The sequence below is a fragment of the Colwellia sp. MT41 genome (genome assembly GCF_001444365.1).
In the GTDB taxonomy this organism is placed as follows: Bacteria; Pseudomonadota; Gammaproteobacteria; order Enterobacterales; family Alteromonadaceae; genus Colwellia; species Colwellia marinimaniae.
Window position 1 is genome coordinate 3,145,710 of sequence record NZ_CP013145.1, and the last position, 24,433, is coordinate 3,170,142.

Sequence of the window (24,433 nt, forward strand, 5' to 3'; positions counted from 1 at the left end):
ATTCTACAGTTAGCCCTTAATGATGAAATCGAGTTATGCTGGTTGTTAAATCACCAACTAGTTTGCGAAGCAAAATACTATTTAATGTTAATGCTAAGTAAGTCTGATTCAATAGAGTTTCAAAAGACAAATAAAACGCCCGAAGAATATGCTCACATTCCAAATGAAATTTCAGATGATATTGTTTTTAAAATCATGCCGGACATAGGTTTGTTATCTCTCAAGGAAACCAAATTAACGAATGGTATTACAACTATAGGCAAGCCATTTATAACAGACGGTGCTTATAGAATAGATTTAAATACAGGCGCAATGAAGGGGCATATTTCAGACTGGCTTACAGGTAAAGATTCAGAATTTGTTGCTATGGATGGAATGATATTAAGAGATAATGATAATAAGCTTTACCAACCAGTAGATTTATTACCTTTATCTAAGGAAGAACGAGAGGAGACTGGTAAATATTCAATATATGACGGTTTCTCTTACCCAACAGACAATACCCCTAACATATCTGAATTGGTTGTACTAAGAGAAGATATAGAAAAGTTTGAGTATAGCTGTATTGAGAATGATATTGAAAAGTCACAAGTCCCAATAGATTTAGACGACCGAATACTTAAGACTAAAACGATGTCATTATTATTTGAGAGCATCCAAAAAGCTGTTAGTAATTACCCTATTTGGAAAGATAAATTCGATAGAGAGACAATACAAATGAGTGATATTGATACATGGCTTCATGCTTCAATTACCTCTACAAAACGAGATGCTGAAATAGTTAAAAAAATATTAATTGAAATTTTCAATATAAAAAAAACAGTAGGGTAATATGCTAGAGGCTGAGTATATATAACAGAATGAAAGTTGAGAATAGCCAACTAATGAACTTTAAACTGGTAGGGATACATGAGTAAATTATACAAATTGAAAAAATGGCTGACCTTACAAGAAGCTATAAATCATATTTCAATAGCTTTAGATGAGCCGGTTACAGAAGCAGATATTTATAGGTTTGCTTTAGATAAACATTTAACTTTATCTGTAAACTTTGTAAATGGAACTTGTGCGTATTTAGGTCAAAGAGACACTTCAGATAAAGGGCTTGGGGCTTATTTAGATAAATTTTCTCCGGAAGAAATCAATCTACTAAATGATTTTTGGCTACCTTCACTGGATCATACCCAAGTTAGGTCTATTCGAGGTGTTTGGGATTTAACTTTACTTGGCTCTGAAGCAATCGATCTTGAATTCAATTACCAAAAACTCACATCAGGCGTAGAGGTTAGATCATGGACGCGTAAAGTGCCACTTTACAGGCACAACACCACCACACCCCGTTGATATCATATCAATGTCACCTGAGCAGATAGCTCTTTATATAAAGACAAAAGCCGCTAAGAAGTAATTCAAAGCAGCTTTCGATAAATTCGCTAGTGGCTGTAGTTTTGCCGACCTCACCACTAGCTTATTCATAAGAGAGTATCCCACAATGACACATTTAAAAAAATGCTCATTGCTAGAAACTTTATTTTCTAGGGGTGATCACATTGATATTATCAAAGGTAACTTAGTTATAACGCCAGCAAGTAAACAGCCAGTACCTAAAAAATGGCTTGCTGAAAACTCAACTCGTTTGTTGATAGAAATAGCCGCTTTGCTTGATGTTAATGTTTATATCTACGATAACTATTCAACGGGATATTATGGCAAACATAAAAGCCCAGGAATGACACTACAGTTAATTAATATATCAACAGGTGAGGATTGCTACTTAACCTTTAATGTTGACCTAAAAAGAAGCCGTACAACTAACAATGGGATAAAAGGTAGTTGCTTACCTAAAGGACAATTCCGTATTAGCAAAAAATATAAATTCTACCAATTTTGGCTTTCAACGGGTTTGAGTTTACCCCCAAGATTATCTAGCTTTCATGATTACATGGGGAACTTAAAGCAGTGTTTTTTCATACCTACTTTTGCTCATGGCGCTAAAGTAGAAGATAAAATCATACCTTTGCTTAACCTTTTCCATGGTGAGGTATGGGCTAGGTTTTCACAGCTTAATCCAAACAACAACCGAACAAGTGACATACAACAGCCAGACAAAACACATCAACAAACTACCGATGAATGGCTAAGTGAGTGGGAGCAAGCATGAAAAATGGAATTACCATTCCCACTTGTAAATGGAAAATAATATTCGAAGTATTCTTGGAAATCATATTTAAAATAATGAGGGTTTATATTTAATACCTATTATTTAATTTGCTTGGTGAGTTTTTATTGGGCGATAAATACCAACCTGAAACTGTTTACAGTTTATTGTTACTGCCAACGTTGTACGTTTTAAAAGGCGCACATATTATAATTTCACCCTATTTTGTCGTTGTTAAAATATCCGACAATGAGGTTCAATCTAGAACAGGAATTTTTACCTATAGACTAGATAAGCTTCAGCTTAAAACAGTAGAGAATATTGAAATAGTAAGTACCTTGTTAGGTAAGGAATTTAACTACAGCACAATATATTTATATGCTCATGGTTCATGGTTTGAATTGCTTTATGTAGTTCACCTTGAAGAGATAAAAGCGCAAATAGAAAGTAATTTAGAAAACGTAAGAGGTAAGTGAATTTTCCACATATATTAGCTTGCTATAAATGGCGGTAACTTTCTTCAGGCAATAAAAAAGCACCAATCAATGGTGCTTAATGTTTTACTCATTACTTGAATGTTAGAGTATGAAACAGACTAGATTACTGTTTTTTGAATCTACGTGCTGCTAAACCCATAATACCTAAGGCGAAGATGGCAAGGGTTGTTGGTTCAGGTACTGAGTTAGTACTTAACACACCAGCTTGAGATGAAATAGATACCCTGTAATTACCCACGCTAATTTCATTAGTATTGCTTTCATTAATTCCATCTCTAGCACCAGCTTCATTTAGGTGATAATCACCAATTGCAAAAACATATGTTCCAACATTAAGATTGACAGACATAAAACTATCGTAGTCTTCAGTTGAACCATCGTTTCCAAGTTCACCGTCATCATTTGAGTCAACTAGCGAACCATTAATATCGTTAGAAAATAAATAAATATAACTATCTAAATGATCGTTATTTGTTCCATTATCAAAAAAATCATCATAGTCCCCTTCGTAAGCTAATACATCAAAAGTGAACAGGCCGCTACTTGTAACATTTAATATCCAATGGTCTACTTCTGCGCCTGAGTCGATACGTCCATCAAGAGTAATCAAACCTGCATTAGCAAAACCACTAACAGATAAAACTAATCCAGCAACAGCCGCTTTTATCATTTTTATATTCATCGTATTTTCCTTTGTAATACATTCCTTGAAATAGAAAGGCATTTTAGTTAATGCTTTTCAGCTTAAAGCAAAAATCATACCACTTATAATAAATTACTATTTTTCATCACTTTACCGGTAAATTAACAATGGTAAATTAAAAAGTGTAAAGTTAGTAGACACTTATCCAATCATAAGTTGTTATCTACCTTGGCTTAACAAACATCATCACTATCGCGTTCACGGCCTATCAAGTATAGCCCCGCGCATTAACAACAACCTATCAATGACATTGAATATTTATAAAGGCAGTTAAACCAGCAGTAATACTGTATAGGAAAAGCATAAACATAGAACAGCTCGCCCCATAAGAACCTAAGAAAAGTAGTACGTTAACCCTGTTTTTCGCACAAGATAAACATGATACAATGTAAACATATCCTTACAATAAAGACTTTAATATGACAGCAACTAACAAAACACCTACCAGTAAATACATGGCTGGCGATATCAGGCATTTAATCAACAAAGCCATTCAAGATGAATTAACCAACTTACCAAACACATTAGCTGAAATTAAAGACCCGGTTCAAAGGTTAAACTTCTTAACTAACCTGAACTCTGGATAAGCAGCACTTGCTCAATATTCCCCTTTATCCGATTCTCAGCGTTAACACGTCGATAAATAACCCGTTATTCATAAACGTGTTGCCTTGATAATCGAATAAATTGAAACATTGATAGTGTATATTACTACTTAATCTTGTATATTTTGTTCTTAACAACCGTAAGTCGTTGTTTTTACTTATACATCAAGCACTCATTATCCAGAGTTCAGGTTAACTAAACTTATGCCTTTTGTTTGTGCTCCAATTAAACAAGTTGGTGTTATGACAGCACGTAGGGAAATAGGCGAAGACAATATATCTTAACTTTAGTTTTCAGGGTAAATGACAATGCCTAAAGGTCATCATTACGGCAGAACACAAACAAGGGCTTACACTGGTGAGTATCACCGCATACATGCCAATATATTCAAGTCTTTACTCACTACACCATTAGGTAGTTACTCAATCGACTCTGAATACCTGAGTGCTAATCACCGTAAGCTAGTCTTAAAAGAAAATAAAAATGGTGTTCGTTATGTAACATTCACAATAAACGATAAGCCCCATAAAATAGGCTATGTCTGAGTAAATTGTTGCAAAGGTACCATACTTAATTTATGTGTGAATAACTTCCAAGGTGACACTCATGAATGAACAACAATTTACTCATTTTTTACAGCAGCTTACATTGTTATCGCCGAGTCAGCGACAACGACTTCATCAGAGACTAGGACAGACTGAATTATCGGCAGAAGAAGTTTTATCAGTTCAGGCAACGTTGCAACGATGTCCTCACTGTCAGTCAACGTTATTAAAACCATGGGGTTCAAGCCATGGACTGCCCCGTTATCGGTGTGCAACCTGTCAAAAAACATGTAATCCATTAACTAAAACGCCACTGGCTAGATTACGCCAACGCGATAAGTGGCTAACCTATGCTCAAACATTAATTGATGGGTTGAGTATTAGAAAAGCAGCCAAATTATGCGGTGTTGATAAGAACACAGCATTTCTTTGGCGTCACCGGTTTCTAGAAATCGCTAACACGCATCAAGCGTTGCATGAAGAAGGGATTGTTGAAGCTGATGAAACCTTTTTTCTTGAGTCGTTTAAAGGTCAACGCAACTTACCGCGGCCACCAAGAAAGCGTGGAGGAGTGGGTAAAACAAGAGGAACCAGCGATGATCAAATTCCTGTGCTAGTCGTCAGGGATAGACATAAATCTACCGCGACAGTGATCTTAGCAAAAGTTGATGCCCAGCATGTGGCTGCGGTTTTAACCCCTCTTGTTGATAAAGATGCGGTACTTTGCACTGATGGTGCAGCAGTATATTCCGCATTTTGTAAAACTAAAGGGATCAAACATGAGGTGATCCTTACTAAAGGCCCGAGAACGCGAGGCGCATTTCATATTCAAAACGTCAATGCATTTGATAGCAGGCTTAAAGGGTGGATGAAACGGTTTCACGGTGTTGCAACCAAGTATTTGGGGAATTACTTAGGATGGAGAAGAATGCTAGAACGTTATTCTCATATAAGCCCAGAGATTTGCTTATTTGAAGCTGTTGGACGAATGCCACAATAGCTACTTCAGACATAGCCATAAAATAGCCTTAAAGCTCGATAATCGAAGCGCCAGCAACAAACTATACATAACTTGCCCATACTGCCAAAAACAACGCCAGCACCTTTACGCTATCAAACATGCCTATGCTTGCCGCCAATGTATCGGCTTACATTACGCTAGCCAAAGTGAAAGACCACAAGACAGACTAATTAGGCGTATTAGAAAACTAAGAAAAGAGTTGTGGGGCTTTGATTGGCCTGACGTAAATAACATGTTTGAAAACATTCATTACTGGCCTAAACCAAAAGGGATGCGCTGGAAAACCTTTTACATGAAGCGAGATAAAATAACCGAGTTAGAAAAGAAATACTGGCCGTTTGTAGATTCTCAAATAGAAAAGTTAAGTTATTTACTTTAAAAGGTCACTCGCTGAAAAACTAATGAGTGACTTTTTACCTTGGTTACACCAGAGGTAACACTACGCAAAACAAGAAACAACAAAACTCTTATTTAACAAATAGATAATATCAATCAACGGTTTCCGGTGGAGACGCCATTACTAGTAATCCCCCCCCCCATGAACACTTTATTTTTCTCTAAAATGCACCTTCAAAATCATTGAGTTCTGAAAATGAAAAAGCCCCAGCACTGTACTTAAACCAGTGGTGGAGCTTCAATTTTCCATAGCAAGTAAATAACCAGCGACTTAGCTACTCATCTGCTTGCGTTATTTCTACATCCATGTCATCTGCGACTGAGTTACCACTCAGCATTGCACTAACAGCCATGATTAATACTGCAAATATCACGGTTGTTAATTTAAACCCTCGCGAGGATGAATTATTCATTGTTTTACCTATATCACTGCCTGCTTGATTTATTATTAATTTGTACTATTTATGAGCAGGTGCAAAGACATTAAACGATTACTTTTTTATTTTCAAGCGTTTTCTTTAGTTAAATAAACAATTAAAAAAAACAACTTAATCAATTATATCAAATGTTAAGCCTTGCTGAGCTTCTTGTTGCTCAATAGATGAGATAATCACTCTAATTGAAGCGCTTAACACGCCAGCACCCGAGCTTAACGTCGCTAATTTGGTATCACCTCGTAATAAATGGCTATATTTAATGGCCATAGCCATTGCCGTACTGTTAACTGATAGCTCGTCATAGTTTTGTTGAGTGAGATCTTGCTCGTTTGCCTTGCTCACTGCCTCATTTTGAGAAGATATAATAAAAAACAAACTAGCGTCTGCACGTTTGTGTTTATGCAGCTTAATAGATAAACGTAAGGCGTCAGCCCCTAGTAGCTTATGAGCACTTTCAATCAGTGCCTGTAATAATTTTTGAATGTAGAGTTCATCGCTATTGATATAATGCGGCACGCTGTCATCAATAAGGAAAGAAATTGGCTTACCTTCATAAGTATTACTTGCTTTAAATACCGCTTCAGTGCGCTGTAAAAAGCCATGAAAATCAAAACAGTCTTCTTTGGCAATGATCTTACCTGACTCGATATCAGATAAATCCATCATGGTATCTAACAAGAGAGCAATATTGCTGCCTGCATGGCTTATACCTGTCACCTGTTTGTTATTTATGCCTTTTTTCTTTAATTGCTCAACAAATACCTTCATGGCTAGCAATGGCAAACGTAACTCTTTATTTAAATTCTGTAAAAAATTACTTTTAGCTAAGCTTTTTTGCTCGGAACTTTCTTTCGCTAAAATAAGCGCTCTGGTTTTAATATCGACTTGCTGACCTAGTTCACTTGAGTAGGCAGCCATCATCAATACCAACATTTGAAATAGTAAAGCGCCAAGCGTACCACCAATAAGCACAGCCCATGCTTGCCAAGTCTTCACTTGACTAAACCAAGGTTGCTTTTCGGCGATATTAATTTGCCAGAGTCGAGAAAAGACCTCCATGTTAATGGTTTCCATATATCTATTCGCGCTAGGTAACGCCTGACCAAAGAGAGTAAAGGGCTGGTGACTTGAGACATCTTGAATAAAAAAGCTAACGTCTTGGTCTTGTTGTTTCGCTAGCTGCTGAAAAAAGCGATCAAATTGTACGACTGCCACAACAAAGCCTATTAACTTATCTGCTTTGATTATCGACAGCTTATTTTGCCCTGATGGCTTAGTCGCGTAGTTATCCTCTGGTGGTAAAAAAACAGCCTTACTAAACAACATGCCTGGCTTAGCCATGTCGTCTTGTACCAAGGACATTGGTGCGCTGGCAATCACCTGTTTACTATCAACAACCTGCTGCATAGACAATACCTGCTGGGGGGTGCTATAAACATCTAGGCCAAAAGCAGCCTGATTACCGTATTGTGGGTATATATAATACAAAGGAGCATATTGGCTACGAGGTTTAGCAAGTACAACTTTGCCATTGGCAAGACGCTCTCTAATGTGAAAGTCTTGCTGCAAGGTTACTGAACTTTGTTGCTCAAACCATTGTCGATGGCTAAAAGGTACAATTGGTGCCCACTCTAACGCCCTAATACTAGAACCTTGCTTAAAAATACTTTCACTAAACACAGTAAACTCAGTTAATGAAACATAATCACTGGCTTTAAAAAATGCCGAAAGGCTATTGATTTGGTTTACTACGCCAGCAACTTCTGCTTCTATCAAGCGCTCGATTGCCACTTTTGATTGCTTAAATAGCGCTTGTCGATAACTTTGTTGTTCATACTGAGAGGTTTTAAACAATATCAAAATAGCCAAAGCACCTAAAACAGAAGTAAAACCGACAAAAATTCGTTTAGTTAACTTGAGCTGTTCTGCATTTTTAGCCAGTAATAATAAAGGTATAAAAAATACCGCCACCAACATGCTAGCGGACCAGGTATTAATAAAGGTATAGAAAAAGGTGCCTTGTATAACTTGGTTATCTAGCATGGCAATAACTAAAACCGAGCTAGCTGAGACTATGCTGGCAATAGGGCCAATACGAAGCAGAAAAAAGAATAAGTGCTTTCTGGATAGTAACCATTTTTTATAATGAATAAAGCGAAAAACAAGCTGTTTAGTCCAGAAAGCCTGCAAAACAATAGCAAGTACGGCAATACTCATCACCGCTAAATTGGCATCAAAGTAAAAAAAATACTTCAGACTAAAAGCCAATATTGGTGTTACCAATAAGATGGCAACAATGGGCGTGAGACCCCAGATAATCAGTAAGCCACTGACAACTGCCGCGGCAGGACCAACAAAGTTTACCAGGGATTGTGGATTGATAAGCCATATCGCACCAAAACAACTAGCAAGGTACAAAAGGGCCGAAATAAAAAATCGCGGTAAGTGAAGTTGCATCATAGAGTATTATTCAAGAGTGGCAGAGTAATTCCGTTAATATTTTGTAAATAATGACACAAGTTTTACCCGATACTAGCATTATATTATCGCAATAATTTATCGCGAGACAAAATAATAGTTAAAATTCCATAATTTAATTTGCGCTACGTGCTTTGGTGAGCGAAAATACGCAGAATTTTTATTCTTTCAAGACTATAAGATCTGGAGCTATTATGTCATCACGTCAAGAGCTAGCAAATGCTATCCGTGTATTAAGTATGGATGCCGTACAAAAAGCAAAATCAGGGCACCCTGGAGCCCCAATGGGCATGGCAGATATTGCCGAAGTATTATGGCGTGACTTTTTAAAGCACAATCCTGCCGATCCTAACTGGGTTGACCGTGATCGCTTTATTTTATCAAATGGCCATGGCTCTATGCTTATTTATTCTTTATTACATTTATCGGGTTACGATTTATCTATTGATGATTTAAAAAACTTCCGTCAATTGCACTCAAAAACCCCTGGTCACCCAGAATACGGTTATACCCCTGGTGTTGAAACAACCACAGGTCCATTAGGTGCAGGTATTGCCAATGCTGTGGGTATGGCTATTGCTGAAAAAACCTTAGCCGCGCAATTTAACCGCGAAGATCACGCCATTGTTGACCATTTCACCTATTGCTTCTTGGGCGATGGTTGTTTAATGGAAGGTCTATCACATGAGTCATGTTCACTTGCCGGCACCTTAGGTTTAGGTAAGTTAATCGTTTTTTGGGATGACAACGGTATTTCAATTGATGGTAAAGTTGAAGGTTGGTTTACCGACGATACTCCAGCCCGGTTTGAGTCTTACGGTTGGCATGTTGTTTCTGTTGATGGTCACGACCCGCAAGCAATTGCACACGCCATTGAAGCAGCGAAACTAGTCACTGATAAACCAAGTATGATTTGTTGTAAAACAATCATTGGTTTTGGCTCGCCAAATAAATCAGGTACTCATGAGTGTCATGGTGCGCCTTTAGGTGATGACGAAATTGTTGCAACACGTGAATTCTTAAATTGGCCACACCCAGCTTTTGAAATTCCAACAGACATTTACGCTCAGTGGGATAGCAAAGAAAAAGGTCAACTCAGTCAAGTGAGCTGGAATGAAAAATTTGCTGCATATAAAGTAGCACACCCGGCACTGGCCAGCGAATATGAGCGTCGTGTTATTAAAGGTGAATTACCGAGCGATTTTGAAGAAAAAGCCAATGCTTTTATTCAACAATGTCATGAAAGCGGTGAAAACATTGCAACCCGTAAAGCGTCACAAAATGCCATTGAAGCCTTTGCGAGTATATTACCTGAAATGTTAGGTGGCTCAGCTGATTTAGCCGGCTCTAACTTAACCTTATGGTCTGGTTCTAAAGGTATCAAGACTGACCCTGCTGGTAACTATATTTACTACGGCGTGCGTGAATTTGGCATGAGTAGTATTATGAATGGTATCTCTCTGCACGGCGGTTTTATCAATTACGGTGCTACTTTCATGATGTTTATGGAATACGCGCGTAATGCCATACGTATGTCGGCATTGATGGGTATTCAAAATATCTTTGTTTATACCCATGATTCTATTGGTCAAGGTGAAGATGGTCCAACACATCAACCTATTGAACAATTAACTAACTTAAGAACCACGCCAAACTTAACAACATGGCGCCCATGTGATGCCACTGAAGCTGCTGTTGCTTGGAAAGCTGCGGTGCAAAGCCAAAAAGCACCAACGGCATTGATATTTTCACGCCAAGGTCTACCGGCTATGAGTCGTACTCAAGAGCAAGTAAGTGCCATTGAAAAAGGTGCTTATATACTGGTTGATTGTGCTGGTACACCTGATGTTATATTAATGTCTACCGGCTCTGAAGTTTCGCTGGCCGTAGATGCCGCAAAAGTATTAACCGAGCAAGGTAAACTTGTACGTGTCGTTTCTATGCCATCCACGAATGTTTTTGATAAGCAAAGCTCTGACTATAAAGAAGCTATCTTACCTATTAGCGTAACCAAACGTGTTGCCATTGAAGCGGCACATGTTGATTTTTGGGCTAAATATGTCGGTCTAAATGGCGCAGTTGTTGGCATGACCACCTTTGGTGAGTCAGCTCCAGGTAAGGTATTACTTGAGCACTTTGGCTTCACGGTCGACAATGTTGTTAAGACAGTAAACCAGTTATAACTCAGTAGATAACGCTTACCACAAACGCTCTATCGCACTTGTGGTAAGCTCTGGTACAATTACCGCTTAGATTATCAATTTGCTTATCGCTTAAAATCATCACTTAGAATTATCACTTAGAAATGCAGTAAAATTATGACAATAAGAATTGCCATTAATGGCTTTGGCCGTATCGGTCGCAGCGTAGTTAGAGCGCTATATGAAAATGGCAAAACAGAGTTATTTACCCTAGTGTCAATTAATGAATTAGCTCCTTCTTCTGGCATAGCCCACCTGTTGAAATACGATAGTACCCATGGTCGCTTTCCTTTCAAGGTCAGCCAAAACGATGATCAATTGATTATCGATGGCGATGAAGTAATCTTAACTCATATCGATAGCTTGAATAGTCTACCTTGGCAACAACAAGATATTGATATTGTTTTTGATTGTACCGGTAAATATGGCAGCCAAGCCGACGGTTTAAGTCATATTAACCGCGGCGCGAAGAAAGTATTATTCTCTCACCCAGGTAGCGCAGACGTTGATGCAACCATTATCTATGGTATTAATCATAAAACCTTAAGTTCAGATGATCGTATTGTCTCCAATGGCTCTTGTACTACTAACTGCATAGTGCCAGTGATTAAGGTGATTGATGAAGCTTTTGGCGTAGAAAGTGGCACCATCACCACCATTCATTCATCAATGCATGATCAGCAAGTCATTGATGCTTACCATAAAGATTTACGTCGTTCGCGTGCGGCCAGTCAATCCATTATTCCCGTAGATACTAAATTGGCTGCGGGTATTGAGCGAATATTACCAAAATTTAAGGGCCGCTTTGAAGCCATCGCCGTACGGGTCCCTACACTCAATGTTACCGCCATGGACTTAAGTATCACGGTCAATGCCGATGTCAGCATTGACGACATCAACCAAGCAATAGTGTCAGCTAGCCAGGAGCAAGATTTATCTGGCATTTTAACCTATACCGAAGAGCCTTTGGTGTCGATCGATTTTAACCATGACCCACACTCTTGTATCGTTGATGGTAACCAAACGCGGGTTAGCCACAAACGTCTAGTTAAAATGCTTATCTGGTGTGACAACGAATGGGGCTTTGCTAATCGCATGTTAGATACTGCCATGGCAATGCACCTAGCGCGAAATTAACAAAAAAGAAAAGCACCTTGTAAAATAACTATTTATCAAGGCATTGCACATAATTTACCGACAATAAAAATAGGAGACAACAATGACTATTATCAAAATGGCTGAGCTAACACTAACGAACAAGCGCGTGTTGATTCGTGAAGATTTAAATGTACCTATTGCCGATGGAAAAATCACTTCGGATGCCCGTTTACGTGCGGCCTTACCTACCTTAAAACTTGCTTTAGAAGCTGGCGCAAAAGTAATGGTTATGTCTCACTTAGGTCGCCCTACAGAAGGCGAGCCTGAAGAGAAATTTTCACTTAAGCCTATAACTGAATACCTAAGTGCTGCATTAAACTACCCGGTTCGACTAGTCACCGACTATTTAGACGGTGTTGAGGTGGCAACGGGTGAATTGGTTGTTTTTGAAAATGTCCGTTTTAATATTGGCGAAAAGAAAAATGACGATGCTCTAGCAAAAAAATTAGCTGCCTTATGTGACATTTTTGTCATGGATGCTTTTGGTACAGCTCATCGAGCACAAGCAAGTACCCATGGCATAGCAAAATTTGCTGAAACAGCCTGTGCTGGTCCATTACTTTCTGGTGAACTAGAAGCATTAGGTAAAGCGTTAGACAACCCAGCTAGACCATTTATTGCAATTGTTGGTGGCTCTAAAGTGTCCACTAAATTGACTGTACTTGACTCTTTAGCGGGCATTGTTGATCAGCTTATCGTCGGTGGTGGCATCGCCAATACCTTTATTGCAGCAGAAGGGCACAATGTCGGCAAATCATTATTTGAAGCCGATTTAGTAGAAGAAGCGACTCGTTTAACTAAACAAGCGAAAGCCAATAAGGGTGATATTCCAATTCCAACGGATGTGGTTGTCGCCACTGAATTTTCAGCATCAGCGTCAGCAACATTAAAAAATGTTAAGGATGTCAATGCTGACGAAATGATTTTTGACATTGGCCCAGATTCGATAAAAGCATTAACTGATATCATAGCTAAAGCTGGCACCATTGTTTGGAACGGACCTGTTGGCGTATTTGAATTTGATCAGTTTTCTCAAGGCACCAAGATGATTGCACAAGCCATTGCCGATAGTTCAGCCTTCTCCATTGCAGGGGGTGGTGATACCTTAGCGGCAGTAGATAAATATGGTATAGCCGATAAAATATCTTATATTTCTACCGGTGGTGGTGCTTTCTTAGAGTTCTTAGAAGGTAAAAAACTTCCCGCCGTTGAAATTTTAGAGCAGCGCGCAAAATCACAACATGGCTAGTGCTTAATTTTCAAGCCATAATTTAACGATTGTTTAGAGTAAAAATAACGAGTAGCTTATATTCTCTAAGCTGCTCGTTTTTTATGCGCAGATACGAGCAAGCCGCTAAATAAAAAGTAAAAAAAACATAAATAGAAAGCAAAACGAAATCAAATCAAAATTAAAACGAAATAAGAACGAAACAAAACGAAACTTAGTGTTACACTAGTGTAGTAAACTTACTATCCAAAACTTAAAAATGGTCTACAACAACCTATAGCACAAACTAATCTGGTAATATTCGCACAAAATACAGATTTTATAACTATTCCCGCTTTAAAGACAACTTTAATAAATTTATTCTGTAAGATAAGCGGGCTCTTTGCTATAATTATGTTGTCGAAATAAAAACATCCAACCTTAGCAACAAAACTTATCTAGGAGTAAGTAAATGGCTTTAATTTCAATGCGCCAAATGCTCGATCATGCGGCAGAATTTGAATACGGTATTCCAGCATTTAATGTCAATAATTTAGAGCAAGTACGCGCCATCATGCTTGCCGCTAGTGATACTGATAGCCCTGTCATCATGCAAGCATCTGCAGGTGCCAGAAAATACGCCGGCGCACCTTTCTTACGCCATTTAATTCTAGCCGCTATTGAAGAGTTCCCAAATATCCCAGTCGTTATGCATCAAGATCACGGTACTTCTCCTACTATTTGTCAACGCTCTATCCAACTAGGTTTTTCATCGGTAATGATGGACGGCTCATTAATGGAAGACGGTAAAACACCAAGCAGTTATGAATACAATGTTGCAGTAACTCAACGTGCAGTTGAAATGGCACACGCTTGTGGTGTTTCTGTTGAAGGTGAATTAGGTTGCTTAGGTTCTCTTGAAACAGGTATGGCTGGTGAAGAAGACGGTGTTGGCGCAGAAGGTATTTTAACAAGAGAGCAAATGTTAACAGACCCTGAAGAAGCTGCTGATTTTGTCAATAAAACCCAAGTAGATGCACTGGCCATTGCCTGTGGTACTTCTCACGGCGCTTATAAGTTTTCTCGTCCACCAACAGACGATATCTTAGCCATTGATCTTATTAAAGCGATTCACAAACGTATCCCAGATACTCACTTGGTTATGCACGGCTCTTCATCGGTACCACAAGAGTGGTTAGCTGTTATTAATGAGTTTGGCGGAAAAATCCCTGAGACTTATGGTGTACCTGTTGAGCAAATTCAACAAGGCATTAAACATGGTGTACGTAAAATCAATATAGATACGGATTTACGCCTTGCATCTACCGGTGCTATTCGTCGCTTTTTAGCGCAGAACCCAAGTGAATTTGATCCGCGTAAATTTTTACAAGTATCAACCAATGCCATGTATGACATTTGTAAAGCACGTTATGAAGCATTTAACACTGCTGGTCATGCCAGTAAAATCAAACCTATAAGCCTTGATAGCATGTTTGACCGTTATCAAAGCGGTGAGTTAAAGGCTATCATTAAGTAACACTACTGATACAAACTAATTAGATAAAAAGGGCTTCGGTCCTTTTTTTATGCTCGAAAATAATAGGCGACTTAGGTATAATCTCCGGTAATTATCAGCGGTTCGCCCTAAAAAGTAGTATTAATTAACATGTTTTCTCGCTTTATCCTTCTCCCCCTATTGGTTATTTATTGCATTTTTCCTATTATTGCTTATGCCCAAGAGCAAACAGCAGAGACTAGCTCTGCAGATGCCTCAGACATACTCTTTAGTTTAGAAAAGGCCGATGAGTCACACCAGCCCTCATCTGGCACCTTGTTTACCGCTTCAGCGCAACTTGGTTTCCTCTATTTAACCGGTAATACTCGCAGTGCCGATATTAAAACCGGTTTAGATCTACGCTTTGAAAGAGGCCTTTGGCGCAGCTCTTTTGTTTTTGATTTATTGGTCAAGAAAACCGAAAAAGAATCACAAATTGACAACAATGATATTCGTAAAAACTTTGAAACCACAGATCAAAAATGGAGTATTGCTTCACAAACTAACTATACCATTGATTCAATAAATCAAAACTACATCTACGGCAGTGTCTTTTATGAAGAAAACCGTTTTTCTGGTTTTGACTCGCAAGCTTCCGTGTCTACTGGTTGGGGTCGCCGCTGGTTTGAAAGTAAATATAGCAGTTTTGATGCCGATATTGGCCCAGGTTTTAAGAGGGATGTTACCCATGTGGCTACTGAAGACGTGTCTAATGGCATGAGAAGTCACACACAAGACACCTTCATTTTGCAGGTGCAAGCGCTTTATAGAAAAAAAATAAATGAACACATTGAGTTTAAACAATCCTTCACCATTAAACATGCCATCGAAGTGGGACAAAACAGCATTTACAAAGCAGAAAGCTCAATCACCAGTAAGTTGATTGACTCTTTACAACTTAAAGTCAATTTTGTCATCGATTACAATTCAAAGGTAGATGATGATAAAGCTAATTTAAATACTGAAACATCAGTGGTACTTATTTATAGCTTTTAACGTGAGTGAATAGCGTGAATGGTTTAACCATTTATTATTAGCATTCACGCGATAAAAGTCTGACTCTAACTATAAAGCTCAAAGGAGCTTAATCAGCAATAAGCTCCTTTTTACTTTTCCCTTTCTAAACTTAATTTAATTCATTTTAATAAAACACAAGTTTACTTTGCTAATCCCCTTATGATTGCCCTAAAATAGCCGTAATTAAAGCTCCCTTCAAATAAAAAGGTCTCACCATGGCTCAGCCGTTACCCGATAAATTCATCATGTCGATGAACCGCGTTTCAAAAATAGTTGCACCGAAACGCACTATTTTAAAAGACATTTCTTTATCATTTTTCCCTGGCGTTAAAATAGGTGTTTTGGGTTTAAATGGCTCAGGTAAATCTACTCTGCTACGCATTATGGCGGGTGTTGATAAAGAATTTGAAGGTGAAGCTACCGCATTAGCTGGCACTAAAATTGGTTACTTACCGCAAGAACCAATCCTTGACGAAACAAAGACGGTTAGAGAGATCGTTGAAGAAGGCGTTGCTACCGTTAAAAATGCTTTAGCACGTTTAGACCAAGTCTATAACGAGTACGCTGAAGAAGGCGCAGATTTTGATAAGCTAGCAAAAGAGCAAGGCGAATTAGAAGATATCATCAATACACAAGATGGCCATAATATTGATAACGTACTTGAGCGTGCCGCGGATGCCTTACGTTTACCACCTTGGGAGCAAAAAATTGCCGAGCTAAGTGGTGGTGAACTCCGTCGTGTCGCCCTGTGTCGTTTATTACTAGAAAAACCAGACATGTTATTACTGGATGAACCAACCAACCATTTAGATGCTGAATCTGTAGCTTGGTTAGAGCGTTTCTTGCATGACTACCCGGGGACTGTGGTAGCCATTACCCATGATAGGTACTTCTTAGATAATGTTGCCGGTTGGATTTTAGAGCTGGATCGTGGCCACGGTATTCCGTATGAAGGTAACTACACTGCCTGGTTAGAGCAAAAAAATGCTCGCCTTGAACGAGAAAGTAAAAGTGAAAGTGCTTTACAAAAAACCATCAAGCAAGAGCTTGAATGGGTACGTTCAAATCCAAAAGCACGTCAATCAAAAAGCAAAGCCCGTATGGCTCGTTTTGAAGAACTTAATTCTCGAGAGCATCAAAAGCGTAGTGAAACTAACGAGCTTTACATTCCACCTGGGCCACGCCTTGGTGATAAAGTAATAGATGTTATCAACTTAACCAAGTCTTTTGGCGATAGAGTGCTCATTGATAACTTAAGTTTTAGCGTACCTAAAGGAGCTATCGTTGGTATTATTGGGCCAAACGGCGCGGGTAAATCAACCTTATTTAAAATGATGACTGGCGCTGAACAGCCCGACTCAGGTGAAATAATCTTGGGTGATACGGTAAAACTGGCCAGTGTTGATCAGTTCCGTGATGATATGGACAACAGCAAAACCGTTTACCAAGAAATATCTCAAGGCCATGAAATTTTAAAAATTGGTAATTATGAAATTCCGAGTCGTGCTTATGTCAGCCGTTTTAACTTTAAAGGCAATGATCAACAAAAAATTATTGGTCAATTATCCGGTGGTGAACGTAACCGTGTTCATTTAGCCAAGCTGGTACAAGCTGGTGGTAATGTATTACTACTAGATGAACCGACCAATGATCTAGATATTGAAACCTTACGAGCATTGGAAGAAGCGTTATTAGAATTCCCTGGTTGTGCCCTGGTTATTTCCCATGATCGCTGGTTCCTTGACAGAATTGCTACCCATATTTTAGATTACCGTGACGAAGGAAAAATCAACTTCTACGAAGGTAACTTCACTGATTACGAAGCTTGGTTGAAGAAAACTTTAGGTCCGGCAGCAACAGAGCCTCACAGAATCAAGTATAAAAAAATAGGTTAGTCACTAACTAAAGTAGCCCTTAGTAATACCCGGGTAACTTTGCGCTAATGCGCTAAAATAGCCAATTAAAGCCAGTTAAATTTTTGATTTTAACTGGCTTTTTACTGCCCAGTAACTTTTTACTTTTTAATAAAAGCGGGCTATGCTAAAGATACACCACACTAAAATGTAATGGTCAAAAATGGAAAACAGACGAAAATTTACCCGAATTTTATTTTCAATTAAAGCTGAATTAGCCATTGAAGGTAGTATTTATCCAGTATCTATCCATGATATCTCACTTAATGGCGCCTTAGTTACCGCCATAGACAGTAAAAAATCATTGAAAGGTAAACTTGGCACCTTACATTTCTTACTGTCAGACAATGAGTCAGAAGTAACAATGAATATTGCGGTTGTTCACGTAGAAAAAAATGAGACTGGCTTGCAATGTAATGCTATTGATATAGACAGCGTCACCCATTTACGCCGCTTGGTTGAGCTCAATCTAGGTGACAGTGAACAACTCAATAAAGAGTTAAGTCAGTTATCACGTTAAAAGTTAAGTTAAGATTTTCAGCTATTCCCCCTACCTTTTAGGAGTTTTAATGAATCATCTAGTTATTTCTTGTATTGGCCCAGATCAAATCGGCCTAGTAGACACCTTATCTAAAATTATTGCCAAACATCAAGGTAATTGGCAAGTCAGTAGCTTGCATCATTTATCCGGTTTTTTTGCCGGCGTTATTGAAGTAGCCGTAGTAAGTGAAAATACTGACCAGCTCATCAGTGAATTAAAAGCCATTAATGGCTTAAGCTGCCAAATTGAAATAGCTGAGCCTAATTTACCTAAGGTGACTAGTAACCTAGTCCTTGAGATCACCGCCAATGACCGAGCGGGTATAGTGCAAGAAGTTTCATCCGTCATTCATCATCAAAATGGTAACTTAATCAAATTGGTAAGTTCGCAAGAGAGCGCAGCCTATAGTGGCCAAAGTATTTTCAAAGCGAAAGTGAAAATTGCCATCGATGAAAACTCTATTGATGAACTTATCAGTGCCTTAGAGCAAATAGCGGATGACTTGATGGTAGATATTTCACGCTAATGTTCATTGGCAAAAATCACCAGTAAAACGGCGCACTATATCCCCATTACCAATCAAGATGCATGTTTCAGAGTGCACTTTGAATGATAACGGATATAAACCAGTACTTTAATTTTAACGCTAAAGTATACAAATAAAAAAACGACTGCTAGCTGCAGTCGTTTTTTAGGCTTTAGTCGTGCCATTGACAAACTCTGGCCTTGCTTTTTACCTTAAGACAAGGAGGCTAAGAACTCCGCCGCTTTATTAATATCTCGGCTACGCTTCATATCAGGCAAACTTTTTAAGAAAGTTTCACCATAAGGTTTATTGACTAACCTATCATCACAAATCACTAAAACACCACGGTCACTAACATCTCGAATAAGTCGCCCTACTCCTTGCTTTAACGCTATTACCGCCTGTGGAAGTTGAATTTGGCTAAAAGGCTCGCCGCCTTGTCGCCTGACATCTTCACAGCGTGCCTGTAACAGCGGATCGTCCGGTGAAGCAAAAGGTAATTTATCAATGATGACACAAGTAAGCTTATCACCACGAACATCAATGCCTTCCCAAAAACTGGCGGTTGCTAGTAATATCGCTTTATCTTGTTCAACAAATTGCTCAAGTAACTTGCGCTTGGCCATCTGCCCTTGCACTAATAAGGGATTATCAATACTGTCAGCTAGAATTTCAGCGACCTGATGCATTACCCGATAACTAGTAAAGAGCATAAAGCAAGCACCACCACTCGCTGCAATCAGCGGCTCCGCTAATTTTGCTAACGCCAAAGCACGATTTTTATCATTTGCCTGGGGCAAATAACGTGGCACAACCAGTTGAGATTGCGCTTGATAATCAAACGGACTATCAAGTAAGAGCTTTTTTGCCCCTTGTAAACCTAAATGCTGGGCAAAGTGATCAAAATTATTATCTACCGCCAAGGTTGCCGAAGTAAAAATCCAACCGGCACCAGACTCTTTCACCACAGCACTAAATTTATCACTCACCGTCAGTGGTGTTTGATGTAAGACCACACTGCGCGGTGTAGTTTCATACCAAAAACTCATGCCATAAGCTTCAACATTGGCCATCACTTCATATTGGGCTAATAAGTTTACCGCCCGGTCAAAACAATTATCGATGGCTTCATTTCTGGAGACACAAAGCTTTATCACTTGGTATAAAAAATCTAAATCGATTTTTAAGTTAGCAAATTTTTGCTGAAATTGAACTTGTTTATGCTTTTCTCGCCAATTTCCCCGTTCGGGATCGTAATTAAATAACAGTCGGAATTCTTGACAACTTTTCTGTAATTTTTCCGCTGCTAGCCCTAATTGCTTAACATCGGTTAAACTACTACGGTGTACTTGTAATACGTCGGTGCACAAATCAACAAGCTGTTTAGTTGAGAATGCCTCACCAAAATATTCACTGGCAATATCGCCAATTTGATGAGCTTCATCAAAAATCATCACCTGTGCCTTAGGAATAAGCTCACCAAAACCGGTATCTTTTAAAGCCATATCTGCAAAAAACAAATGATGATTGACCACAATGATATCGGCATCACTGGCTTTTTGACGGGCTTTAACTAGGTAACAAGCGTCATAGTCTGGACAGTCTCTGGCCAAACAATTATCTAAGGTACTGGTAACAAACGGAAAGATACTGGAGTCTTCACTAACATTAACCAATTCGCCAATATCACCACTTTGTGTACCATTAGCCCAGGTTTTAATTTTCACCAGATCCTGTAACATTTGTGCATCAAGTTGACCGCGACTATCTTGGTACTGTGCTAAACGATAAATGCATAAATAGTTGGCACGTCCCTTTAATAAAGCGACTTGTGCATTACTGCCTAGCACCTTTTTTATTAAAGGAATATCTTTATGGAATAGTTGCTCTTGCAGGTTTTTAGTCCCGGTTGAGACCACGATTTTTTTAGGGTTTTTCGGATTTAACGCTAAAAAGGCGGGGATCAAATAAGCAAAGGTTTTGCCTGTGCCTGTACCAGCTTCCACAATGAGCGATGATTGCTGGTCAATGGCTTCAGCAACATCAAGGGCCATATCTATTTGTGCTTGGCGAGGAGAGAAGCCTTTAATGGCTTTAGCTAAAGCGCCGTCTTTAGCAAAGGCTTGGCTAACTTGGGATGCTATCATTTAAAAAAAAGGCACGAAGAAAAATTTATGCCTGAGAGTATACTTAACTACCGCTTAGGCATAAAGGTCTAAGTGTTTACCGTTACTCTTACCGGTAGTTTTTTTTGCATCTACATCGTTCTCATCCAACACTACACTTGCGTCATTATTTGTCTCAGAACTATTCTCACTTTCCTCTTTATCATCAGCTTCTTGCTGTGAACTATGGTATTTGTCTTCTTCACTAGTAAAATAATACTCATGATTTTCAAGATGATTAGCATCATCGCTTAGCTTACTGTTAGCAGCCTCTTTCAACAGTGCTTTTACCTTTAAGCTTGCCGGCTTAATAGGTATCTGGACTACACGTGTTAGTTGAGTCGTAAAAATATCCATCTTTAGTTCCTACACTGCTTCATGCTTGCGAATTTGTTAACCATTAATGCTATTATCGACCAAAAACACTTTAGCTTTAGCTTTTCACTTAGGGACTAATACTATTACAAAGACTCGACTAATAAATTTAACCGTTTTTCATATAACAAAAAGTAATAAAAAACTTCTATTTATTACTTGCAGCTATCTTAATTAAGCAGTAATGTAAAGTTCATCAAAACAAATTACTTACTCAATACTGTTCAATTAATTATACAACAGCACAGTAAATTACTGACTACTAACAGAGAATTTAACCATGATTATTAACCTGAATAGCCGACATCACCATCATCATAGCAATTAGCCCATTCAGCGTTAGTAACAAAAACACTGCAGGGCAAAGGCCTTTCAGTGGAATTAAGTAAACAGTTATACAAGCAATAGCACCAGCTTTTATAACAATAAAATGTCCTTACTAAACCCCCGAAAGAGTCTTTTCTCTCTCGGGGGTTTTTCGCATTTTAGCGCATTAGAAATTGTATATACATGACGAATTTAAAGATTAAGACACCATAGGAATTACCAATATGAGCACATCAGAGCCACGTTTACGCATTGCCATGCAAAAGTCAGGACGCCTGAGTGAAGACACACAACAATTATTAAAGCGCTGCGGATTGAAACTTAACCTTAGCGACCGTCGTTTACTCGCCCACGTTAGCAATATGCCGATAGATGTTATGCGCGTACGTAGTAGTGATATTCCAGGGCTAGTTATGGATGGCGTATGTGACTTGGGCATTGTCGGTGATAACACCCTAGAAGAAGCGGCACTAGAGCGTGAATTAATGGAGCAGAAGTTTGCTTATATAAAAACCACAGCACTTAATTTTGGCGGCTGCCGTTTATCACTAGCCATGCCGGAAGAGTTTGATTATCAAGGTATTAAAAGCTTAGATGGTTTACGCTTTGCCACTACTTACCCACAACTGCTTAACCGATTTGCCCGTAATAATGGCATTAATGTAGATTTTTGTTTACTCAAAGGCTCGGTAGAAGTGGCGCCACGTGTTGGTTTATCCGATGGTATTTGTGATCTGGTTTCCACTGGTGCGACACTTGAAGCTAACGGTTTAAAAGAAGTTGCCGTGATTTTCAAATCAACCGCATCACTGATCCAAAACCCTGCAGTCTTAGCGCCAGCCAAGCAAAAAATTCTTGATACCTTATTGCCACGCATTCAAGGGGTAATGAAAGCCAAAGAAAGCAAGTACATCATGCTGCATGCGCCTAAAGATAAGATCAATGAAGTGAGTGCTTTAATGCCAGGTAGTGAGACGCCGACTATTTTACCGCTAGCTGGTCGTGATGATTTAGTAGCCGTACATGTTGTTGCTACTGAGACGTTTTTCTGGGAAACCATGGAAAGCCTAAAGGCATTAGGTTGTAACTCAATACTAGTTATGCCGATTGAAAAGATGATGGGCTAAATTAACCTTACCTCATTGCTAGTAGATGCAAGCTCAGCATCGGCAGTACTCACTGACTAACGTCAGCTCAGTGCTCCCTCTTTGCACTTGCACCAACTAGCTTCGAGCTAAAGTAAATTATTTTTTTTACTTATTAAAGAAACACATCCTCGAAGTATTAGGAACAAGTAATTATGATTAATCAACTAATCAAGTGGCAAGAGCTGTCAGAGCAGCAAAAAATAGGTGCGCTAGCACGACCAGCAATAGTGGATAGTGCCTTATTATCCACCCAAGTTGCTAACATCTTGGCGCAAGTTAAAAATCAAGGTGATAAGGCACTATTTGCCTTAACAAAACAATTTGATGGTATCGCGCTTAGCACCTTATCAGTGGGTGCAGAACAAATTGCGCAAGCCAAGTTAGCCCTATCTGCTAAACGTTTAAAAGCAATTAACACCGCTTATCAGCAAATCAGAGCCTTTCATAGCGCACAACAGCCAACAGATATAACGGTTGAAACGATCCCAGGCGTTAAGTGCACCTTAAAAACTGAAGCCATTGAAAGTGTTGGTTTATATATTCCTGCTGGCTCGGCGCCATTGCCCTCAACAGTATTGATGTTAGGCATACCGGCACAACTTACCGGTTGTCAACGTACGGTCTTGGTTTGTCCACCTGATAAAAATGGCCAACTGGCTAATGAAATATTAGTGGCGGCTGATCTTTGTGGTATCAGTGAAATATACACAGTAGGTGGTGCACAAGCGATTGCCGCCTTAGCTTACGGCACACAAACCATAGCCGCGGTAAATAAAGTTTTTGGCCCAGGAAATCGCTATGTTACCGAAGCTAAAACTCAGTTATCACAGCAAGTTCCCGGTTTTACTATTGATATGCCCGCCGGCCCTTCTGAAGTATTAGTTATTGCCGATGAGCAAGCAAACCCGGCATTTATTGCCGCAGATTTATTATCGCAAGCCGAGCACGGTATTGATAGCCAAGTAATACTACTCAGTGATAGCGAGTCATTAATAGCACAGGTATCTGCACAACTAGAAAAGCAAGTTACCGTATTGTCTCGACGTGACATTGCTGAGCAAGCGTTAACCCAGTCTAGGTTAATTTTAACCAAGGACTTAGCGCAAGCGGTGCAAGTGTCGAATCAATACGCGCCAGAACACTTAATTATTCAAACTGAAGATGCACCAAGCTTACTTAACAGTTTGCGTAATGCCGGTTCAATTTTTGTCGGCGCTTATACCCCTGAATCGGCGGGTGATTACGCCAGCGGCACTAACCACGTATTGCCAACGTATGGTTATTCAAAGGTTATCTCAAGTTTATCACTGGCTGACTTTTCTCGTCGCTATACCGTGCAAGAGATAACTAAATCAGGTTTGGCGAGTTTAGCTGAGTGTATTATTGAATTAACCGATGCCGAAGGGCTAGATGCCCATCAGCGCGCGGTGACCATTCGCTTAGAGGAAGGAGTTTAAGC

Annotated in this window: 22 protein-coding genes; 17 read left to right on the forward strand and 5 right to left on the reverse strand. The window is 39.1% G+C overall.

The window, feature by feature from the left end; translation table 11 throughout:
- Positions 1 to 84 precede the first annotated feature (84 nt).
- The 4 genes from CMT41_RS13440 to CMT41_RS13455 all read left to right on the forward strand — a co-directional run bounded on the left by CMT41_RS13440 (position 85) and on the right by CMT41_RS13455 (position 2,634).
- Positions 85 to 831, forward strand: a complete 747-nt coding sequence (locus tag CMT41_RS13440) for a hypothetical protein (protein WP_058027545.1) — start codon at positions 85 to 87, stop codon at positions 829 to 831.
- A gap of 78 nt (positions 832 to 909) precedes the next feature.
- Positions 910 to 1,344 carry a hypothetical protein gene (locus tag CMT41_RS13445; protein ID WP_058027546.1) on the forward strand — a complete coding sequence of 145 codons (435 nt, stop codon included), beginning with the start codon at positions 910 to 912 and terminating at the stop codon, positions 1,342 to 1,344.
- A 148-nt stretch (positions 1,345 to 1,492) separates the two neighbouring features.
- Positions 1,493 to 2,161, forward strand: coding sequence for a hypothetical protein (locus CMT41_RS13450; RefSeq protein ID WP_058027547.1), 669 nt, complete (start codon positions 1,493 to 1,495; stop codon positions 2,159 to 2,161).
- 125 nt (positions 2,162 to 2,286) lie between these two features.
- Positions 2,287 to 2,634, forward strand: coding sequence for a PH domain-containing protein (locus tag CMT41_RS13455; protein ID WP_198149750.1), 348 nt, complete (start codon positions 2,287 to 2,289; stop codon positions 2,632 to 2,634).
- Positions 2,635 to 2,758: 124 nt separating this feature from the next.
- On the opposite strand, the gene CMT41_RS19395 is transcribed toward CMT41_RS13455, so the two are convergent.
- The gene (locus tag CMT41_RS19395; RefSeq protein ID WP_058027549.1) at positions 2,759 to 3,337 is read right to left on the reverse strand and encodes a DVUA0089 family protein; all 579 of its coding nucleotides are present in this window, start codon (positions 3,335 to 3,337) and stop codon (positions 2,759 to 2,761) included.
- A gap of 440 nt (positions 3,338 to 3,777) precedes the next feature.
- On the opposite strand from CMT41_RS19395, the gene CMT41_RS19220 reads away from it, so the two are divergent.
- From CMT41_RS19220 to CMT41_RS13470, 3 genes are all read left to right on the forward strand, one after another.
- Positions 3,778 to 3,945, forward strand: a complete 168-nt coding sequence (locus tag CMT41_RS19220) for a hypothetical protein (protein WP_157447810.1) — start codon at positions 3,778 to 3,780, stop codon at positions 3,943 to 3,945.
- 327 nt (positions 3,946 to 4,272) lie between these two features.
- Positions 4,273 to 4,509 (forward strand): hypothetical protein, encoded by a 237-nt coding sequence (locus CMT41_RS13465; RefSeq protein ID WP_157466378.1) that lies wholly within the window; start codon positions 4,273 to 4,275, stop codon positions 4,507 to 4,509.
- Positions 4,510 to 4,570: 61 nt separating this feature from the next.
- Positions 4,571 to 5,509, forward strand: coding sequence for an IS1595-like element ISCosp3 family transposase (locus CMT41_RS13470; protein WP_058027551.1), 939 nt, complete (start codon positions 4,571 to 4,573; stop codon positions 5,507 to 5,509).
- Between the two features lie 692 nt (positions 5,510 to 6,201).
- Here the strand turns inward: CMT41_RS13470 and CMT41_RS19225 are convergent.
- Together CMT41_RS19225 and CMT41_RS13480 are read right to left on the reverse strand one after the other, a co-directional pair.
- The gene (locus CMT41_RS19225; protein WP_157447811.1) at positions 6,202 to 6,339 is read right to left on the reverse strand and encodes a hypothetical protein; all 138 of its coding nucleotides are present in this window, start codon (positions 6,337 to 6,339) and stop codon (positions 6,202 to 6,204) included.
- A 135-nt stretch (positions 6,340 to 6,474) separates the two neighbouring features.
- Entirely contained in the window at positions 6,475 to 8,823 is a 2,349-nt protein-coding gene (locus CMT41_RS13480; protein WP_057181806.1) for a CHASE domain-containing protein, read from the reverse strand.
- Between the two features lie 212 nt (positions 8,824 to 9,035).
- Between CMT41_RS13480 and tkt the strand changes: the two genes are divergently transcribed.
- From tkt to CMT41_RS13520, 8 genes are all read left to right on the forward strand, one after another.
- On the forward strand, positions 9,036 to 11,024 hold the full coding sequence (tkt, locus tag CMT41_RS13485) for a transketolase (protein WP_057181807.1): 1,989 nt from the start codon (positions 9,036 to 9,038) through the stop codon (positions 11,022 to 11,024).
- Between the two features lie 135 nt (positions 11,025 to 11,159).
- Positions 11,160 to 12,179: an erythrose-4-phosphate dehydrogenase gene (gene epd / locus CMT41_RS13490; RefSeq protein WP_057181808.1), complete on the forward strand. Its 1,020-nt coding sequence runs from the start codon at positions 11,160 to 11,162 to the stop codon at positions 12,177 to 12,179.
- Positions 12,180 to 12,261: 82 nt separating this feature from the next.
- The gene (locus CMT41_RS13495; RefSeq protein WP_057181809.1) at positions 12,262 to 13,449 is read left to right on the forward strand and encodes a phosphoglycerate kinase; all 1,188 of its coding nucleotides are present in this window, start codon (positions 12,262 to 12,264) and stop codon (positions 13,447 to 13,449) included.
- 430 nt (positions 13,450 to 13,879) lie between these two features.
- Complete coding sequence (fba, locus tag CMT41_RS13500; protein ID WP_057181810.1) at positions 13,880 to 14,944, forward strand: class II fructose-bisphosphate aldolase; 1,065 nt, start codon at positions 13,880 to 13,882, stop codon at positions 14,942 to 14,944.
- A gap of 129 nt (positions 14,945 to 15,073) precedes the next feature.
- The gene (locus CMT41_RS13505; protein WP_058027552.1) at positions 15,074 to 15,958 is read left to right on the forward strand and encodes a DUF481 domain-containing protein; all 885 of its coding nucleotides are present in this window, start codon (positions 15,074 to 15,076) and stop codon (positions 15,956 to 15,958) included.
- 236 nt (positions 15,959 to 16,194) lie between these two features.
- A complete protein-coding gene (gene ettA / locus CMT41_RS13510) occupies positions 16,195 to 17,874 on the forward strand; it encodes an energy-dependent translational throttle protein EttA (RefSeq protein WP_058027553.1) in 1,680 nt (559 codons plus the stop codon).
- A 181-nt stretch (positions 17,875 to 18,055) separates the two neighbouring features.
- Positions 18,056 to 18,412, forward strand: a complete 357-nt coding sequence (locus CMT41_RS13515) for a PilZ domain-containing protein (protein WP_058027554.1) — start codon at positions 18,056 to 18,058, stop codon at positions 18,410 to 18,412.
- Between the two features lie 49 nt (positions 18,413 to 18,461).
- Positions 18,462 to 18,959 carry a glycine cleavage system protein R gene (locus tag CMT41_RS13520; protein WP_058027555.1) on the forward strand — a complete coding sequence of 166 codons (498 nt, stop codon included), beginning with the start codon at positions 18,462 to 18,464 and terminating at the stop codon, positions 18,957 to 18,959.
- A gap of 212 nt (positions 18,960 to 19,171) precedes the next feature.
- Here the strand turns inward: CMT41_RS13520 and CMT41_RS13525 are convergent, their stop codons facing one another.
- The gene (locus CMT41_RS13525; RefSeq protein WP_058027556.1) at positions 19,172 to 21,106 is read right to left on the reverse strand and encodes an ATP-dependent DNA helicase; all 1,935 of its coding nucleotides are present in this window, start codon (positions 21,104 to 21,106) and stop codon (positions 19,172 to 19,174) included.
- Positions 21,107 to 21,160: 54 nt separating this feature from the next.
- Entirely contained in the window at positions 21,161 to 21,481 is a 321-nt protein-coding gene (locus tag CMT41_RS13530) for a hypothetical protein (RefSeq protein ID WP_058027557.1), read from the reverse strand.
- A gap of 569 nt (positions 21,482 to 22,050) precedes the next feature.
- On the opposite strand from CMT41_RS13530, the gene hisG reads away from it, so the two are divergent.
- Both hisG and hisD read left to right on the forward strand, forming a co-directional pair.
- Positions 22,051 to 22,953: an ATP phosphoribosyltransferase gene (gene hisG, locus CMT41_RS13535; RefSeq protein ID WP_058027558.1), complete on the forward strand. Its 903-nt coding sequence runs from the start codon at positions 22,051 to 22,053 to the stop codon at positions 22,951 to 22,953.
- A gap of 173 nt (positions 22,954 to 23,126) precedes the next feature.
- Complete coding sequence (hisD, locus tag CMT41_RS13540) at positions 23,127 to 24,431, forward strand: histidinol dehydrogenase (protein WP_058027559.1); 1,305 nt, start codon at positions 23,127 to 23,129, stop codon at positions 24,429 to 24,431.
- The last annotated feature ends 2 nt before the right edge of the window (positions 24,432 to 24,433 follow it).

Excerpts from the sequence above, each read along its gene's own strand:
- CMT41_RS13530 (WP_058027557.1), bottom strand. The coding sequence starts at position 21,481 with ATGGATATTTTTACGACTCAACTAACACGTGTAGTCCAGATACCTATT.
- CMT41_RS13525 (WP_058027556.1), bottom strand. The coding sequence starts at position 21,106 with ATGATAGCATCCCAAGTTAGCCAAGCCTTTGCTAAAGACGGCGCTTTA.
- ettA (WP_058027553.1), top strand. The coding sequence starts at position 16,195 with ATGGCTCAGCCGTTACCCGATAAATTCATCATGTCGATGAACCGCGTT.
- CMT41_RS13480 (WP_057181806.1), bottom strand. The coding sequence starts at position 8,823 with ATGATGCAACTTCACTTACCGCGATTTTTTATTTCGGCCCTTTTGTAC.
- CMT41_RS13465 (WP_157466378.1), top strand. The coding sequence starts at position 4,273 with ATGCCTAAAGGTCATCATTACGGCAGAACACAAACAAGGGCTTACACT.
- CMT41_RS13495 (WP_057181809.1), top strand. The coding sequence starts at position 12,262 with ATGACTATTATCAAAATGGCTGAGCTAACACTAACGAACAAGCGCGTG.
- CMT41_RS13440 (WP_058027545.1), top strand. The coding sequence starts at position 85 with ATGTTAATGCTAAGTAAGTCTGATTCAATAGAGTTTCAAAAGACAAAT.
- CMT41_RS13445 (WP_058027546.1), top strand. The coding sequence starts at position 910 with ATGAGTAAATTATACAAATTGAAAAAATGGCTGACCTTACAAGAAGCT.
- CMT41_RS19225 (WP_157447811.1), bottom strand. The coding sequence starts at position 6,339 with ATGAATAATTCATCCTCGCGAGGGTTTAAATTAACAACCGTGATATTT.
- CMT41_RS13470 (WP_058027551.1), top strand. The coding sequence starts at position 4,571 with ATGAATGAACAACAATTTACTCATTTTTTACAGCAGCTTACATTGTTA.
- CMT41_RS13515 (WP_058027554.1), top strand. The coding sequence starts at position 18,056 with ATGGAAAACAGACGAAAATTTACCCGAATTTTATTTTCAATTAAAGCT.
- hisG (WP_058027558.1), top strand. The coding sequence starts at position 22,051 with ATGAGCACATCAGAGCCACGTTTACGCATTGCCATGCAAAAGTCAGGA.
- CMT41_RS13505 (WP_058027552.1), top strand. The coding sequence starts at position 15,074 with ATGTTTTCTCGCTTTATCCTTCTCCCCCTATTGGTTATTTATTGCATT.
- CMT41_RS19220 (WP_157447810.1), top strand. The coding sequence starts at position 3,778 with ATGACAGCAACTAACAAAACACCTACCAGTAAATACATGGCTGGCGAT.
- CMT41_RS13520 (WP_058027555.1), top strand. The coding sequence starts at position 18,462 with ATGAATCATCTAGTTATTTCTTGTATTGGCCCAGATCAAATCGGCCTA.
- CMT41_RS13450 (WP_058027547.1), top strand. The coding sequence starts at position 1,493 with ATGACACATTTAAAAAAATGCTCATTGCTAGAAACTTTATTTTCTAGG.
- epd (WP_057181808.1), top strand. The coding sequence starts at position 11,160 with ATGACAATAAGAATTGCCATTAATGGCTTTGGCCGTATCGGTCGCAGC.
- tkt (WP_057181807.1), top strand. The coding sequence starts at position 9,036 with ATGTCATCACGTCAAGAGCTAGCAAATGCTATCCGTGTATTAAGTATG.
- CMT41_RS19395 (WP_058027549.1), bottom strand. The coding sequence starts at position 3,337 with ATGAATATAAAAATGATAAAAGCGGCTGTTGCTGGATTAGTTTTATCT.
- hisD (WP_058027559.1), top strand. The coding sequence starts at position 23,127 with ATGATTAATCAACTAATCAAGTGGCAAGAGCTGTCAGAGCAGCAAAAA.
- fba (WP_057181810.1), top strand. The coding sequence starts at position 13,880 with ATGGCTTTAATTTCAATGCGCCAAATGCTCGATCATGCGGCAGAATTT.